Origin of the sequence: Pseudidiomarina marina (assembly GCF_003987045.1) — a bacterium.
Lineage (GTDB): Bacteria > Pseudomonadota > Gammaproteobacteria > Enterobacterales > Alteromonadaceae > Pseudidiomarina > Pseudidiomarina marina.
Map to the genome: position 1 here is coordinate 399,866 of NZ_PIPZ01000002.1, position 15,025 is coordinate 414,890.

The 15,025-nt window shown below is 46.6% G+C and carries 16 protein-coding genes; 8 read left to right on the plus strand and 8 right to left on the minus strand.

Annotated elements, in window-relative coordinates; genetic code table 11:
• Positions 1-43: 43 nt before the first annotated feature.
• A complete protein-coding gene (locus CWI76_RS07565; RefSeq protein WP_126759729.1) occupies positions 44-1,636 on the minus strand; it encodes an ABC-F family ATPase in 1,593 nt (530 codons plus the stop codon).
• A gap of 95 nt (positions 1,637-1,731) precedes the next feature.
• Positions 1,732-2,394, minus strand: coding sequence for a phosphoribosyltransferase (locus tag CWI76_RS07570; RefSeq protein ID WP_126759730.1), 663 nt, complete (start codon positions 2,392-2,394; stop codon positions 1,732-1,734).
• A gap of 80 nt (positions 2,395-2,474) precedes the next feature.
• On the opposite strand from CWI76_RS07570, the gene CWI76_RS07575 reads away from it, so the two are divergent.
• Positions 2,475-3,644: a benzoate/H(+) symporter BenE family transporter gene (locus CWI76_RS07575; protein ID WP_126759731.1), complete on the plus strand. Its 1,170-nt coding sequence runs from the start codon at positions 2,475-2,477 to the stop codon at positions 3,642-3,644.
• Positions 3,645-3,706: 62 nt separating this feature from the next.
• Here the strand turns inward: CWI76_RS07575 and CWI76_RS07580 are convergent, their stop codons facing one another.
• Positions 3,707-6,136 (minus strand): S9 family peptidase, encoded by a 2,430-nt coding sequence (locus tag CWI76_RS07580; RefSeq protein WP_126759732.1) that lies wholly within the window; start codon positions 6,134-6,136, stop codon positions 3,707-3,709.
• Between the two features lie 207 nt (positions 6,137-6,343).
• Between CWI76_RS07580 and CWI76_RS07585 the strand changes: the two genes are divergently transcribed.
• From CWI76_RS07585 to CWI76_RS07605, 5 genes are all read left to right on the plus strand, one after another.
• Positions 6,344-6,826, plus strand: a complete 483-nt coding sequence (locus CWI76_RS07585; protein ID WP_126759733.1) for a BCAM0308 family protein — start codon at positions 6,344-6,346, stop codon at positions 6,824-6,826.
• Positions 6,827-6,948: 122 nt separating this feature from the next.
• On the plus strand, positions 6,949-7,596 hold the full coding sequence (locus CWI76_RS07590) for a glutathione peroxidase (RefSeq protein ID WP_241967986.1): 648 nt from the start codon (positions 6,949-6,951) through the stop codon (positions 7,594-7,596).
• An 85-nt stretch (positions 7,597-7,681) separates the two neighbouring features.
• Entirely contained in the window at positions 7,682-8,713 is a 1,032-nt protein-coding gene (locus CWI76_RS07595) for a bifunctional glycosyltransferase family 2/GtrA family protein (protein WP_126759734.1), read from the plus strand.
• A 96-nt stretch (positions 8,714-8,809) separates the two neighbouring features.
• Positions 8,810-9,259, plus strand: a complete 450-nt coding sequence (gene mscL / locus CWI76_RS07600) for a large-conductance mechanosensitive channel protein MscL (protein ID WP_126759735.1) — start codon at positions 8,810-8,812, stop codon at positions 9,257-9,259.
• Between the two features lie 29 nt (positions 9,260-9,288).
• Positions 9,289-10,425 carry a DSD1 family PLP-dependent enzyme gene (locus CWI76_RS07605; protein WP_126759736.1) on the plus strand — a complete coding sequence of 379 codons (1,137 nt, stop codon included), beginning with the start codon at positions 9,289-9,291 and terminating at the stop codon, positions 10,423-10,425.
• Here the strand turns inward: CWI76_RS07605 and CWI76_RS07610 are convergent.
• Positions 10,414-11,073, minus strand: coding sequence for a cupin domain-containing protein (locus CWI76_RS07610; RefSeq protein ID WP_126759737.1), 660 nt, complete (start codon positions 11,071-11,073; stop codon positions 10,414-10,416). The two genes, CWI76_RS07605 and CWI76_RS07610, sit on opposite strands and share 12 nt — an antisense overlap.
• Before the next feature lie 25 nt (positions 11,074-11,098).
• On the minus strand, positions 11,099-11,281 hold the full coding sequence (locus tag CWI76_RS07615; RefSeq protein ID WP_126759738.1) for a YgaP family membrane protein: 183 nt from the start codon (positions 11,279-11,281) through the stop codon (positions 11,099-11,101).
• A 171-nt stretch (positions 11,282-11,452) separates the two neighbouring features.
• On the opposite strand from CWI76_RS07615, the gene CWI76_RS07620 reads away from it, so the two are divergent.
• Together CWI76_RS07620 and CWI76_RS07625 are read left to right on the plus strand one after the other, a co-directional pair.
• Complete coding sequence (locus CWI76_RS07620; RefSeq protein ID WP_126759739.1) at positions 11,453-11,896, plus strand: hypothetical protein; 444 nt, start codon at positions 11,453-11,455, stop codon at positions 11,894-11,896.
• Positions 11,897-11,968: 72 nt separating this feature from the next.
• Positions 11,969-12,886 (plus strand): META domain-containing protein, encoded by a 918-nt coding sequence (locus CWI76_RS07625; protein WP_126759740.1) that lies wholly within the window; start codon positions 11,969-11,971, stop codon positions 12,884-12,886.
• Here CWI76_RS07625 and CWI76_RS07630 read toward each other — a convergent pair.
• From CWI76_RS07630 to CWI76_RS07640, 3 genes are all read right to left on the minus strand, one after another.
• Positions 12,883-13,563, minus strand: a complete 681-nt coding sequence (locus CWI76_RS07630; RefSeq protein WP_126759741.1) for a dUTP diphosphatase — start codon at positions 13,561-13,563, stop codon at positions 12,883-12,885. The two genes, CWI76_RS07625 and CWI76_RS07630, sit on opposite strands and share 4 nt — an antisense overlap.
• Positions 13,564-13,624: 61 nt before the next feature.
• Positions 13,625-14,227, minus strand: a complete 603-nt coding sequence (locus CWI76_RS07635; RefSeq protein WP_126759742.1) for a 4'-phosphopantetheinyl transferase family protein — start codon at positions 14,225-14,227, stop codon at positions 13,625-13,627.
• A gap of 14 nt (positions 14,228-14,241) precedes the next feature.
• A complete protein-coding gene (locus CWI76_RS07640; protein WP_126759743.1) occupies positions 14,242-14,874 on the minus strand; it encodes a peroxiredoxin in 633 nt (210 codons plus the stop codon).
• Positions 14,875-15,025: the final 151 nt, after the last annotated feature.

The window sequence follows — 15,025 nt, forward strand, 5'->3', positions numbered from 1 at the left end:
TTCTTAACTTCAGAAGTTATTAACGGTAATGCGCTGCACGTTTTTAATCAACAGCTAGCTGGCGCAAATAGTCGTCATAAGTGCCTGAGAAGTCTCGCATGCCGCTCTCGGTCAATTCGATGATGCGCGTGGCGAGCGATGACACAAATTCACGGTCGTGACTCACGAACAGTAACGTACCGTCGTAATGCTCAAGCGCGAGGTTCAACGCTTCAATCGATTCCATATCTAAGTGGTTGGTCGGCTCATCCATAATCAAAATGTTCGGACGCTGCATAATCAGCTTTCCGAAAATCATGCGGCCCTTTTCGCCACCCGACAAAATTGTGACCGGCTTTTTAATGTCGTCCTGAGAAAACAACATACGGCCAAGCACGCCACGCACCGCTTGTTCATCATGGTGCGGCTGCTTCCACTGACTCATCCAGTCAAATACAGTGATTTTTTCTTTAAACCAATCAGCATGGTCCTGCGCGTAGTAACCAATATTGACGTTTTCAGACCATTTGATCATGCCGTTATCAGCTTGATGTTGCCCAACCAAGCACTTGAGCAACGTGGTTTTGCCGATACCATTGGCACCGAGTATCGCGACTTTCTCGCCGACTTCAATCATGGCGCTCAACTTACGAAGCACCTGTAGTTCGTCGAATGATTTGCTTACGCCTTCCATTTCAAGCGCTAATCGATAGAGCTTCTTTTCTTGTTCGAAGCGAATAAATGGACTAACTCGGCTTGAAGCTTTTACTTCGGCAAGCTGGATTTTTTCAATTTGCTTTGCACGTGACGTGGCTTGCTTTGCCTTCGAGGCGTTTGCCGAGAAGCGACTCACAAATTGTTGTAATTCGGCGATCTTCCCTTTCTTTTTCGCATTATCATTGAGCAATTGCTCACGCGCTTGCGTCGCAGCAAACATGTATTGGTCGTAATTGCCGGGATATACGCGTAATTCGCCATAATCAATATCCGCCATATGCGTACACACACTGTTTAAGAAATGACGGTCGTGCGAAATAATGATCATGGTAGCTTGGCGATCGTTCAAAATGTTTTCCAGCCAACGAATGGTGTTGATATCCAAATTGTTGGTTGGTTCGTCAAGCAACATGATGTCTGGGTCAGAGAACAACACTTGCGCCAATAGCACACGTAACTTTAAGCCCGGCGCAATCTCGCTCATTAATCCGAAGTGAGATTCCAACGAAATGCCAACGCCTAATAAAAGTTCACCTGCACGTGACTCAGCGGTGTAACCATCCATTTCAGCAAAGGCAACCTCAAGGTCAGCCACCCGCATGCCATCTTCTTCGCTCATTTCTGCCATGCCATAAATGCGATCGCGTTCAGCTTTTACTTGCCATAATTCTTCATGGCCCATAATCACCGTATCAATGACACTGTATTGCTCGTAGGCAAACTGATCTTGGCGCAATTTACCCACGCGCATATTTGGTTCAATAGAAACGTTTCCGGCTGATGGCTCTTGCTCGCCACTAAGGATACGCATGAACGTTGACTTGCCGCAGCCGTTTGCGCCAATCAAACCATAGCGATTACCTTCGCCAAACTTAACAGAAATGTTTTCAAAAAGAGGTTTTGCACCAAATTGCATGGTGATATTTGCAGCAGAAATCACGTTTTAACACCCGAACAAAAAATAGGCGCGTAATCTACGTGGTTTAGACGAAAAACACAAAGGAAGTTTGCGGTTTCAGCAAATAAAGTTAGCGCTTATACTGCGCTTCCGAATTTAGATGAATGTCGCTGAATAATTTCTAGCACCTCATCGTCACTTACTTGCGAGAAATCCTGATACCAATAACCGATAGCAGCAAACGGATACGGTTTCGCCAAACAGACCAACCTATCAATATCGCTTCGTATTTCCAGCGCGGTTTCGCGGGCGGCAACGGGAACTGCCACCACGATAGTGCCGGCTTTATCTCTTTTGAGCACTTTAATCGCTGCCTTCATTGTTGCTCCTGTCGCCAGCCCATCATCAACTAAAATGACAGTTTTTCCCGTAACTTTGGGTAATGGCGTTCCCGAGCGATAGAGTTGTTGACGGCGCTCTAGTTCTTGGCGCTCACGTTGCTCGATACGGGCGATCTCGCGCGTATCAATCGCCAAGGTTTCCACTATCTCATTGTTAAGTACACGAACACCGTTCTCTGAAATTGCGCCCATCGCTACCTCGGGTTGACCAGGAACACCCAATTTTCGAACAAGTAAAACGGAAAGCGGCACGCCGAGCCGCTGCGCAATTGGCTCTGCCACTGGAACACCGCCGCGCGGCAGTGCCAAGACAAGAACATTGGTGAGACTGGTCATCGATGCTAATTCGCTTGCCAGTTGTTCTCCGGCTTCTCGACGATTTTTAAATGGTAACTTCATTCGGTTTTGTCGTTCCCTAAAAACGGCAATATGCTTAATATGACAATAGTTCATCGATGTCCCGTTTTGGAAACAAATGCATGAAATTTTCTCTATCACACATTTCTGCCGGCGCTACAGCCGTATTTGTTGGTTATAGCAGTGCCGTGGTACTGATACTTGAAGCGGTGAAAACGCTCAATGGTTCGCCTGCGGTGCAAAGTTCATGGCTACTTGCACTTGGTCTCGCTATGGGCATGACCAGTATTGTTTTGTCGTTGCGTTATAAAGCTCCCATATTTACGGCTTGGTCAACACCCGGCGTTGCGTTACTCATTGTGGCACTCGAGGGCGTATCACTATCTCAGGCTGTTGGTATTTTTATTTTCTCGTCTGCGCTTATTGTTCTGTTTGGTTTAAGCGGCATTTCAGATCGCCTGATAAAGTACATTCCGGTATCGGTAGCCGCGGCGATTCTCGCCGGTATTTTGTTGAAATTTGTATTGGCGGTCATGCCGGCAGTTTATGAGCAACCGATTATCGCTGGTTCGCTTGTGATTGCATTCTTTGTGTTGCGTTATTTCACCCCACGGTTTGTATTTTTCTGGGTTCTCTTGCTGGCGATCGGTTTACCAGCCTTCATGCAAGATCTTAATTTCTCCCAATTAACATTTTCAATGCCGACATGGGTTTGGGTTTGGCCTGAGTTTGATTTGTCATTAATGATTGGGGTTGGTATTCCATTATTTGTTGTGACAATGGTGTCGCAGAACCTACCAGGCATAATGATGCTGCGTAGCAATGGTTATACACCCCCCATGTCGCCACTTCTTACAACAACCGGTTTAGCTGGTTTAATTCTTGCGCCGTTGGGAGCTTTTGCAATAAACCTCGCAGCAATTACAGCCGCTATTTGCCAATCGTCAGACGCTGATCCAGATAGCTCTCAGCGTTACAAAGCAGCCGTAGCCGGCGGTATATTTTATCTCCTTGCTGGTTTAGCAAGTTCGGCAATTGTTGGGTTGTTTCTAATGTTACCTGCCGCAGTTACTGCCACCATCGCCGGCCTAGCGTTATTACCGGTGCTAAGTACGAACATGTTTAAAGCTTTTAGCGACGCTAATAATCAACTTCCGCCCATTTTGGCTTTCTTAACCACCGCATCCGGGACACATTTTTTCGGAATTAATAGTTCATTCTGGGGGTTACTGATTGGCATTGTGGCGTACTACCTTGCGCAGCACTTTAAATCGAAGCAGGCGGGAAAATAGACCATCAAAAAACCCCAATAACTTTGCAATTATTGGGGTTTTAAAGTCACCGAAAATAAAATTTACTTCTCTTCTTTTAAGTAGGTATCGAGCCAGCGTGTTTGCTCCCACAACATGTGCAGAATTGATTCACGTGCACGATAGCCATGAGACTCATGCGGTAACATCACCAAGCGCGAACTGCCACCTAAGCCTTTAATGGCTTGATACAGACGCTCAGACTGCATCGGGAAAGTACCTGAGTTGTTATCGTTAGAACCATGAATCATCAACAATGGCTCGTTGATTTTATGCGCATGGAAAAACGGTGACATGCGAATGTACAAATCAGGGTCATCCCAAACAGTACGTTCTTCACGCTGGAAGCCAAATGGCGTCAAACTGCGGTTGTACGCGCCACTTCGAGCGATACCGGTGGTGAACAAATCACTGTGCGCCAGCATGTTTGCTGTCATAAAGGCGCCGTAGGAGTGCCCGCCAAGTGCTACACGTTCTGGATCGGTCACACCGCGCTCAACACCCGCTTGAATCGCCGCTTTACCGTTCATCACCAATTGCTCAATGAAGGTGTCATTCGGTTGTTTATCACCCTCCCCAACAATTGGCATGGTGGCGCTATCAAGCACCGCATAGCCTTGCGTCGCGAGGTATTGCGGACCCCAATAACTAATGCGAACGAATTCATATGGCGAACCCGAAACTTGCGCTGCGGCAGCTGAACTCTTGTATTCGCGTGGATAAGCCCAAACCATAGTCGGCAATGGACCATCGCGGTCTTTGTCATAACCAGCGGGTAAATACAGCTCCGCAGACATTGGCAAGCCATCTTCACGCTTATAAGTAATCAGTTCGCGCGTAATGCCTAATGTATGTGGCATAGGGTGCGGCGTTTCTGTCAAAGCACGAAGTTTGTTGTCATCGAGATCGCGAACATAGAAGTCTGCAGGATCATCGACACCTTCACGTTGCGTCAAGAAGGTAAGCTCTTCGGCATCAATGATGTCACGCGGCTGCTCAAAATATGGTGCTTCACTGCGCCACAAACGTTCGCTCTCGCCGGTTGCAAGGCTGTAGCTGTCCACAAATGGACGGTCGCCTTCGTCGGAAGCGCCAGCACCTCTTAGCAACATATTGTCGCCATCAACATACAGTAACGTTCGACCATCTTGTTGCACGGTGAACGGTTGACCTGGATCGTTATAGCGATCTTCCCACGAGCGTTCCCAAACAAGTTTCGGCTCGGCTGCGCCTGTACCATCCACCAACCAGAGCTTCTCATCGCGGTCCGCCCACCAACGTTCCCACACCAACATGGTGTCAGCATCAGCAGCCAATAAACGCGAGTATCGCTTGCTTAAATCGAGTAGTTTTTGCGGCTCTTCGTTAAACGGCGCTGCTTGTTGATACACGCGGTCACGAATTTCAGTTTTAACAGCTGGGTCGCCTTGGTCGGCGGCTTCTGCCCAAACTAAGGTGGCATCCGCGTCGTTACGCCAGCTAATCGAGCGGCGTCCTTGTTCAACCGCGTCAAAAGCGATCGGTAAGTTATCGGCCAACGGTTGCTCAGCAACGGTATAAACCGCTTTGCCACTCGTATTCCAGACTTTTGTTGTGACTGGGAAGCGGTACCAAGGCACGGCATAAGAGTATGGGCGTTCAATATTCGCAACCAGCAAGAACTCGTCGTTTGGCGAGGTGCTTACGCTACGATAAATAGCCGGCTCACCGACTTCTTTCGTACGACCATTCACGCCAACAAAACTGATTTGGCTGGTGAAATAATAATCAAACAGCAACTCATCTTGTTTATTCTGCAGCAAATCTTGATAGGTACGACCAGGAGCGTTACGCCCCATACTCTCAGTGATGACTGGGCCGGTCGGTACTGTCTTCAGCGCTGGTTTCTTCATCCCACTTGCTACGGTGTAGGTATACAATCCTGCACTATCATGGCGCCACTCTAGCATCGGCCCCCAAACGGCATTCAACGACTGCTTGGTTAAACGCTTCGCTCGAGTTTTTTCAATATCGACAAGCCAAAGTTCAACGTTTTCAGCTGTCATTTGTGCAAACGCGACATAGTCGCCATTAGGCGCCCAACTGGCGCCAATAATTTTCAATTCTTCAGGTAACCCTTTAATGCGCAGACTCTCGCCTGAATCGACATCAACGAACCCTAACGAGCTTATGTATCGAGCTTGGCTAACTGTATAGTTGGCCGGATTGATGCGACGTCCGGCCAGTTTCAGCTCGTCAGCGGCAACGTCCGCAATAGTTGGCAGCGACGGATAGTTCATCACCATCAGCAAATCACCATTTGGACTCAAACTACCGCCAGGTGACGGAGCAGCATCAACAATATCAATTAGCCCCTGACTTGGCTGCTGGTAATCAATTTTAACTGGATTAGCATTAATCGGCGCTGAACTTAACAAAAACGAGCCAAGCCCCAGCGCTAATACCAATGCATTCAATGCGGAAGGTTTGTTCATAAACAATGCCTTTTTGTTGTCTTTAGTTGTTGTTATCAAGTTAACACAATTTTACAACTGGCCGTTTTCCTCGAACGCAAACATCATGTGATTCAACGCATTATTACTAACTAATTTTGTTTTCGAGAGGGAAGTTCGACAGTCTCACAATCACTAACTATACTTCGTTCACTATTGGTACAGCGAGTTGTATCGAGGAGGTCAATCATGAGCTCTCACTTTCCCAAAGATCCGCAAAAAACGCTTGGTCAACGAGGCGTTTGGCAACCCAAATTATCGCCACACAAATTAAAGAGTCCGTCGGTTTGTTCACAGTGTGGTGTGGTGTATCAAAATTCTCGTTGGCAGTGGCTCGAGCGGCCAGAACCTGATGCAGCAGAGGTAATCTGCCCGGCATGCGAATTAATTCAAAATGGGCAGTCAAACGGTCGCTTGATGCTTGCCGGTGATTTTTTTCAAGCGCACCGAGATGAAGTGCTCGGGCTTGTTCGACACGTCATCGAAGTCGAAACCAAACAACACCCTCTGAACCGACTTATTGATCTGCACTCTGATGCTGATGAAACAGTGCTTACTTTCACGGATGGTCACCATCCAAAGCGAATTGGTCATGCGCTAGAACAAGCCTATGATGGAAAGTTTGAAATTAGCTATAACGAAGATTACTGTGAAGCCTCGTGGCGGCGCTAACTTGATATGGCTCATATGTCATCGCGATCAAAGTGATCGTTTTTATCACGATATCGCTATTACTTGGTGATCGTCGTATGTTGTAGTTCATCTTTCATCAAATTGTTGTGGAGCTTTTTACAATGAAGCAACCGGTTCAAACTAAAATTGGCAAGCGCATTGCGCTAATTGCGGCAGCAGGCATTGCTGGTGTTACCTTATTTTCAGCTGTTGCCGGTGGCACGCAAAAAGAAGTGACAACAGCGCAGCGTGCGGCACAGAGCTTTGCTACAACGGATAAAGAATGTTTAGCAACGTTCGACCACAGTATGCGAGCGTTACACTCGAAAGATAATCACAACTTATGCGAGCTAACAAAGAATCGCGTCGTGATGGTGGTAAATACGGCAAGCAAATGCGGCTACACAGGCCAGTTCGAAGGGCTTGAGGAGCTCTATCAAGCCTACAAAGAAGAAGACTTCGTTATTTTAGGATTCCCTTCCGACTCATTTCGCCAAGAGCATAACGAAGAGGAAGAGACAGCAACGGTTTGTTTCGTTAATTTTGGCGTCACGTTTCCAATGATGGCAACAACATCGGTAAAAGGCGACGAAGCAAATACAATTTTCAAAGCACTGACTCAAGCTACCGAGCAAGCCCCTGGCTGGAACTTTCATAAATACATTGTTTCGGCAAATGGAAAACAGGTAACGAGTTTTCCAAGCAAAGTAGAACCCATGGATAAACGTATCACTGAGGTGATTGACCGCTACTTAAATTCAGCTGAATAGGCCGTTAGCAAACGACCTTTATATTGCGCTCATCCCGGTTTGTGGTCATTATCTTAATAACCACAAACCAAAGGATGAGGACTTTGTGTCAAAGCCAGTCATCGTAATACCTGCATACAATCCAAATAACGAACTACTGCACTTAATTGAAGCGTTGCAGGAATTTCGCCAACACTATGACAGTATTGTCGTCATCAATGACGGTAGCGCCAGCGCTGATGTTTTTTCCCGATTACCGCAAATTGATAATTTGCATGTACTCACCCATGACGATAATCGTGGCAAAGGTGCCGCGCTGAAATCTGGTTTTCAGTGGGTACTCGATAATAAACCCAACAGTCTCGGCGCGATAACTGCGGATGCAGATGGCCAGCATTTACCGACAGATATTATTCGGGTTCTGGATCAATTTCGCCAGAACCCTCAGGAACTCTGGCTTGGTAGCCGAAATTTCAAACGCCGAGGTATTCCGTTTCGTTCATGGCTTGGCAATACGTTTGCTCGTTATACCTTTCGTCTGGGCTTGCGTATTCATATCCCTGACACCCAAACCGGATTACGTGGCATTCCAATCAAGTTGCTCAATGCATTGGTTCACACGCCAAGCGATCACTATGAGTTTGAACTTGATATGCTGATTTTAGCTAAGCAGGAAGAGGTTCCATTTCGCTCGATTGAGATCACGACCGTTTATGAACAAGGTAACGCCAGCAGTCACTTTCGCCCATTGCAAGACTCCATCCTAATTTATAAAAAATTCCTGAAGTTTTCTGGTGTCGGTATTGCATCGGCAGCGCTAGACTATGGTTTATTCGCTCTCGTTTATGGATTGACTGGAGAAATTCTATTCGCAATTGCCTCCGCAAGACTTGTTTCCGGCATTTTTAACTTCACACTCAACCGACAATGGGTATTTGGTAAAGGCCGTTCGCTCGCCACTGATGCGTTGAAATACACCACACTCGCTATTGTGCTTGTCCTCGCAAATTATCTATTTACGAAAACCCTTTACGCTGTTGGATTATCCCCATTTATTGGGAAACCCGTTGCAGAAATCATTGTTTTTCTGCTGAGTTATCGCTTTCAGAAAAAGTTAGTGTTTCGCCGTAGTGTGTAATCTGGCTCTGAACATATCTTTTATCCCAAATATCGCCTATAACATATAACACTGCCGCAACAATGGGTTACGGCTATTTACAGTGAGATGACGCTTATGTTGAATGAATTCAAAAAATTTGCCATGAAAGGTAATGTTGTCGATATGGCTGTAGGTATTATTATTGGCGGAGCTTTTAGTACAATTGTGAAAAGCTTTGTTTCAGACATTATTATGCCACCGATTGGCTTGTTGCTCGGTGGTGTCGACTTCACCGATATGTTTGTTGTCTTACGCGAAGGTGTCGAGAATGCGGGCCCTTACGTGGCGCTTGCTGATGCCCAAGCTGCCGGTGCGGTAACAATAAATTATGGTTTATTTATTACCAACACCATTAGCTTTTTGATAGTAGCATTTGCTGTGTTCTTCCTTGTGAAAGGCATGAACACACTACGCACGAAAGAAGAGGCTGCGCCGGTCACTACAAAAACCTGTGAATTTTGTGCAACAAGCATTCCGTTAGCGGCAAAACGCTGCCCTGCTTGTACATCGGAGTTATCTTCGTAACCAATTTTGATTACCTATAGGTTGTATCCATGACTGATGTTGTGCCGTGGCTTGAAACTGAACAAACGCCTTTTTTATTGATCGACCAGCAACGTTTCCTTCGTAATGTTGAGCGATTACAACAACGTATTTCGGCGCTTGGGTGTCAGCTACGGCCGCATCTCAAAACCTTACGCTCGATAGATGCAGCGGGCTATTTATTACCAGATTTATCCTCACCGGCAACGGTATCGACCTTAGCAGAAGCCGAGGCTTTTGCCGATGCGGGTTATAGCAACTTGCTATACGCCGTAGGTATCAGTGCGAATAAACTTAGCCGAGTTCGAGCGCTGCTTGAACGTGGCGTTCAGTTACATATATTGCTTGATAGCATTACGCAAGCCGAAGCGGTCGTCGATTACGGTCGAAACCATGGTGTTTCATTTTCTGTGTTCATTGAAATTGATTGCGACGACCATCGCGGTGGGTTGCCTCCGCACAGCGCACTCATCGGTCGTATAGCCCAATTACTTCACGATAATGGCATGATTGTTACCGGTGTTATGTCGCATTCGGGCGGCTCGTATTCTGCAACAACAACGGCAGAGATTGCGCAAGCCGCAGCACAAGAATGCGCGGCAATTCGTCTAGCAGCAGAACAAATTCGTGAGCTTGGCATTGATTGCCCGATTCTCAGCGTCGGCTCGACACCAACAGCGCATTTTGCCGAAGATCTAAGCAACATCACCGAAGTTCGCGCTGGGGTGTATACCACATTTGATTTGGTTATGTATAACCTCGGCGTCTGCACTCTCAGCGATATCGCCATGTCGGTTGTAACGACGATCATTGGCCATAACGCAGAAAAAAACTGGGTATTGGTCGATGCCGGTTGGATGGCTCTGTCACGCGACCGTGGCACGGCATCGCAAAACCAAGATTTTGGTTACGGCCTTGTCTGCGACAGAAACGGCGTTCCGCTAGACAATGTTTGCGTCACCAAAGTTAATCAAGAACATGGGGTTATTGCGCTACCAGATAGTCGCACCGTGCAAGACTTCCCCATTGGTACCCAGCTACGTGTATTGCCAAATCACGCGTGTGCGACTGCAGCCATGCACCAACATTACGTGGTGGAAACCACGCAACATCAACGCGAAATTTGGCCGCGCATTTTAGGTTGGTGATAACGGTAAGTGACCGGTTTTTACGTAGATGATTGTTTCCTGCTCAACGAATGGCGTATGCGTACTTAGGTGTGGGCTGCGTATCCATGTTCCAGTTGGGTAGCGCCCGTTCTCATCAATAAACTCGCCGCTTAGCACCAAGATTTCCTCGCCGCCGAAATGCCGATGTGGTTTGAATACTTCGCCGGCTGGCCATTTCACCAACGCGCAATGTTCAGTTTCATGACTATGTAGTGGCATCACCTCTAAATTTCCCTGCCCAGGTAGCCAAGGCGTATTTTTGGTATCAATACGCACCACATTACGGTCAGTATCAGAAAATTGGTGGAGCTTGACGAATAATGTACAACCTTGCTCACTAAATGGGGCATGCGATGAGCCCGGTGGGTTGCGAATATAGGTACCGGCTGGGTAGTCGCCATGCTCATCGGAGAAGACGCCATCGAGTACAAAAATCTCTTCGCCCAACGGATGTTGATGGGTTTGAAAGGAAGCGCCGGGCTCATACTTTACAATACTGGTTGCGCGGCCACGTTCTGCTTCTTCGCGTTCAAGCGGCTTACGCAACACACCACCGGCTGGGCTTTTGACCCAATCAAGCTCAGCGCTTCGAATCACAATTCGTTGTGAGAAATCCATATTTAACATGGAACTACTTTCTCCTTGAAACAGCTTATTTTACTGAACAGGTATTGATACCCAATACTTTGTACAATCCACAAAAACGAAAGATACCCGTTGCAAGTACGACTGCACCAAGAATCCACCACAGATTTCCCGCAGAAACGCTCCATGCAATCAGTGCAATTCCAATGATAATTCGAATAATCCGATCCGGTGTTCCGACGTTGACCATAAAGCCTCCGATGTTTTTTAGTTATTACTAAAGAAAGTAGTCAATAGATCGCTCAAAGGAAAGAAAATATCTGTGCCTTATCAAGAAAAGGTAAAGCTTCAATTTGCTATTTGAAAGTTGAACTATACTCAGCGAGCAGTGCAGATGACCTGTAATTACGGAGAATTGATTATGAACTACGTTAAACTTTCAGTTTTTATTGTAATGGCAGTACTTTCTTCATCAGCAATGGCACAACAAAGCCAAGATTCTGAGCAAATGCGCGAGCAAACTAAAATGATGGATCAGCAACATCGAGAAGCTCGCCTAGCAGAAATGGAAGCCATGCGTGAACAACGTAAGGCGGAAATGGAGATGATGAAACGTGATCGCAAGACCCAAGCTCAAATGATGAAAGAGGATAGTAAGCTCTTGCGTGAAATTCATAAGGACGAAGAAAAAACGCTGCGTGAAATGCACAAAGAAGAGATGGAAATGATGCGCGAAATGCATAAGGAAGAGCGCGAAGCGTATAAACAAATGGAAAAGTCTGAAAAAGACCGTGCGAAGGCAATGAAAGATCGCATGAAAGAGAACGATAAACGGAAGAATAGAGATAAAAAAGACGATTATTAAAAAATGGAATCATTCACTTGAAACACGGTCATAACAGATAACATGGGCGTCAGTTAGGTGAAGGATTCTAAGATGCGTTTGATTTATGCATTATCAGCGCTTGGTAGCATCATTGTTTTAACAGGTTGTGATAACGCACCGCAATCGACCACAGTTGAGTACGGTTGCGGTGCACTTGACGTAGAAGCAACCTTTTCAAATCAAAACGTCGAACTTCGGTTTGGCGATCAACGTGTTGCGCTCGATGCCAAAACGAGTGCATCTGGCGCGCTATACGTTAACCAACAACAAGAGCTTGAGTTTTGGAATAAAGGCTCACAAGCACAGTTAACCATCGCTGGGCAGCCTTATCCGCTGTGTATCGACAAAGCAAGCCTTCCGCAACAATTTAGTGCGCGCGGCAACGAGCCCTTCTGGCTTGTGCACGTCAATAATGGTAGCGCATCGCTACGTCAGCCTACTGGGGATCGTGATTACCCGAAAATAGAAACGTCTCGACTGAACGATACCTCTCGAAATACTTGGGAAATAAAACTACGCACTGACGAAGTACTGCAAATTTCAGACGTTATCTGTCGCGACTCCATGTCCGGCATGCCTTATCCATACACAGCAAAATTAACCCGTGATGATACATCGTTCAGTGGCTGTGCGGGTGAGCCACAACGACTCCTTTCGGGGGCATCGTGGCAGTTACACGCTAGTGAGCTCGATAAGCCGCCGACCATTCAGTTTATGAGTGACAATTCGGTATTTGGTTACAGTGGCTGCAATCGTTTTCAAGGTAACTTTCAATTAAGTGGTGAGGGGCTCAGCTTTAATCCGTTAGCCGCTACGAAAATGATGTGCTCGCAGGAACAGATGTCAGCCGAGCAAGCGCTATTTGAAGCGCTTGATCAAGTGACCGGTTTCGAAGTGGGTGACAATGGCAACACGTTGCAATTGCGCAACAACAATGAAACGTTGCTGCGCTTCGTTAAAGCATCTTAAGCGACTTGCTCGTCATAGTGACTAAGAAGCAACTGCTGAGCTTGTTGTAATGGTTGAGGCGCATTAATAATTGCTTCTTCGTGCGCCTCAAGCAACTCCATCATCACTTCGTTATCTTCACGACCTTGCCACATTTTAATGTAAGTACCCTGCTTATATCCGCGTTGTTGACGTAGGTTATTCAGGGCATTTTTACCAATATAAGTCAGGTAAACTGTGTTCGCATCACCATAAGCATCAATGAGCGCGGCAAATAATGTCGCGAAAAAAGCACTTCCGCACTGTAACGCTTTGGTCGCATCGCCATCTTTCGCAAGGGCGACGACGATTTCTTTACCATCGTTAATGGTTGCCCCGCCAGTGGCGCCTTGAAGAACCAGTGCAGCAACTTCTTCTGCCGCCTGTTCATGATTCAAGCCTCGCGCACAGGCATTTTCGACCGCATCAGATATGGCGAAATGCAGGATATCGATGAGCTCCATATTGGCTTGCGCCCAATCGGCTGATTGCTTCTTCCACCATTTGTAAGCTGTATGCTCAAAATACTCGCCGAGTTCGACCAATATTGCTTTCACGTCGTCGCGTTTTACTTGCGGATTTTCCGGATAAGACGGATCGATGACTTGGTTAAATGCAATTTGCATTTCAACCAATTGCTTTGCTTGTTCTGGAGTCATGGCGCTCTCGTTAATGGTAGATCGTATAAAGGATTATGAAAGCAAGATTACCATTGAAGGCTTAGCTGGGAAAGCGTTGAAAAGTGACTGAGTCGGTAAATTTCGGCGTGTAACAACACAACATAAAATCATCGTGGTGTTCATGTGTCGCATCAGTTTGGTAGTTCGCAACTGGCCGTTTGAGTGTTTGTAACAGCAGCCCCTGCTCAGCCTTTGTCACCGCCTCAGCAAGAGTCCACCGTTCAAAAAATCGTTGCCAATGCTCAGCAGACAAATCGGCAAAAAAACCATCTTGGTAATTCGCGACAAGTTCAGCTAAACGCTTGCGAGGTTTAATGCGTTCAACATCAACACCAACCACATATTCAGGGCTTGCGGCAACTAAAACGGCACCCTTGGTATGACTAATTGAGCACTGCCATGTTTGCCCCCCAACAGAGAGTAACGGCGCACCGTTTTCTTGGCGGGTTATCGATACAGCGCCGGCAGCACAATGCCAAGTAGTGCAGACAAGCCAACGTAATAAGCCACGCCCAGCAAGAAATTGCTGTTGACGTGGCTCTTGTCGATAAGTTTGCGCCGCCTCGCGTTCAGCTTCGGTTACCCATGCCTCAAGCGCGGGGAGTAACGTATCAAAACTTGTTGAGTAGGCGGTCGCAATCATTCATCAATTGAAGGTTATTTGTTTACGCTAGTGTAACGCAAATAAGGCTTCACGGTTTTAAAACCTTGTGGGAATTTTTTCTTTGCGTCTTCCATCGATACGCTAGGTGGAATGATCACATCACCGCCCACTTGCCAATCAGCCGGACACGCCACGCCGAATTGGTCGCCGGTTTGCAATGCGTCAATCACACGTAGAATCTCGGTGAAGTTACGACCAACGCTCATTGGGTAGGTCATGGTTAGACGAATTTTGTGGTTCGGATCAATGATAAACACCGAACGCACCGCCGCGGTCTCACTTTCGCCTGGATGAATCATTTCATACAGCGCGGCTACTTTCTTGTCTTTGTCTGCGACAATTGGAAACTGCAGGTTGGTGTTTTGTGTTTCATTTACGTCGTTAATCCAACCTAAGTGTTCTTCAACGGTATCCGTTGAAAGACCCAAAGGTTTCACACCACGCTTCTCAAACTCACCTGCAAGCTGCGATGTACGTCCCATTTCTGTGGTACACACCGGCGTATAGTCGGCAGGATGACTAAAAAAGAATACCCAAGAACCTTTTGACCACTCATGAAAATCAATTTCACCTTTGGTGGTTTCAATTTTAAAGTTAGGTGCGATATCGCCAATACGTAATCCCATTGCTATATCCTCTTGTTGATTGACTCTAATGTATAGGTGCTATGATGACGCTCTGCAAGTATCGACAATCGATACAAGCAATCGTTTCGTTCGATTGAATTCAGCGTTCATTTAAATTGTTATGTGAGCGTCGCAATGTGGAGTGGTAAGC

Bases quoted from the DNA above. Each gene is read 5' to 3' on its own strand.
- CWI76_RS07570 (WP_126759730.1), bottom strand. From the start codon at position 2,394: ATGAAGTTACCATTTAAAAATCGTCGAGAAGCCGGAGAACAACTGGCA.
- CWI76_RS07575 (WP_126759731.1), top strand. From the start codon at position 2,475: ATGAAATTTTCTCTATCACACATTTCTGCCGGCGCTACAGCCGTATTT.
- CWI76_RS07580 (WP_126759732.1), bottom strand. From the start codon at position 6,136: ATGAACAAACCTTCCGCATTGAATGCATTGGTATTAGCGCTGGGGCTT.
- CWI76_RS07585 (WP_126759733.1), top strand. From the start codon at position 6,344: ATGAGCTCTCACTTTCCCAAAGATCCGCAAAAAACGCTTGGTCAACGA.
- CWI76_RS07590 (WP_241967986.1), top strand. From the start codon at position 6,949: ATGAAGCAACCGGTTCAAACTAAAATTGGCAAGCGCATTGCGCTAATT.
- mscL (WP_126759735.1), top strand. From the start codon at position 8,810: ATGTTGAATGAATTCAAAAAATTTGCCATGAAAGGTAATGTTGTCGAT.
- CWI76_RS07605 (WP_126759736.1), top strand. From the start codon at position 9,289: ATGACTGATGTTGTGCCGTGGCTTGAAACTGAACAAACGCCTTTTTTA.
- CWI76_RS07610 (WP_126759737.1), bottom strand. From the start codon at position 11,073: ATGTTAAATATGGATTTCTCACAACGAATTGTGATTCGAAGCGCTGAG.
- CWI76_RS07615 (WP_126759738.1), bottom strand. From the start codon at position 11,281: ATGGTCAACGTCGGAACACCGGATCGGATTATTCGAATTATCATTGGA.
- CWI76_RS07620 (WP_126759739.1), top strand. From the start codon at position 11,453: ATGAACTACGTTAAACTTTCAGTTTTTATTGTAATGGCAGTACTTTCT.
- CWI76_RS07625 (WP_126759740.1), top strand. From the start codon at position 11,969: ATGCGTTTGATTTATGCATTATCAGCGCTTGGTAGCATCATTGTTTTA.
- CWI76_RS07630 (WP_126759741.1), bottom strand. From the start codon at position 13,563: ATGACTCCAGAACAAGCAAAGCAATTGGTTGAAATGCAAATTGCATTT.
- CWI76_RS07635 (WP_126759742.1), bottom strand. From the start codon at position 14,227: ATGATTGCGACCGCCTACTCAACAAGTTTTGATACGTTACTCCCCGCG.
- CWI76_RS07640 (WP_126759743.1), bottom strand. From the start codon at position 14,874: ATGGGATTACGTATTGGCGATATCGCACCTAACTTTAAAATTGAAACC.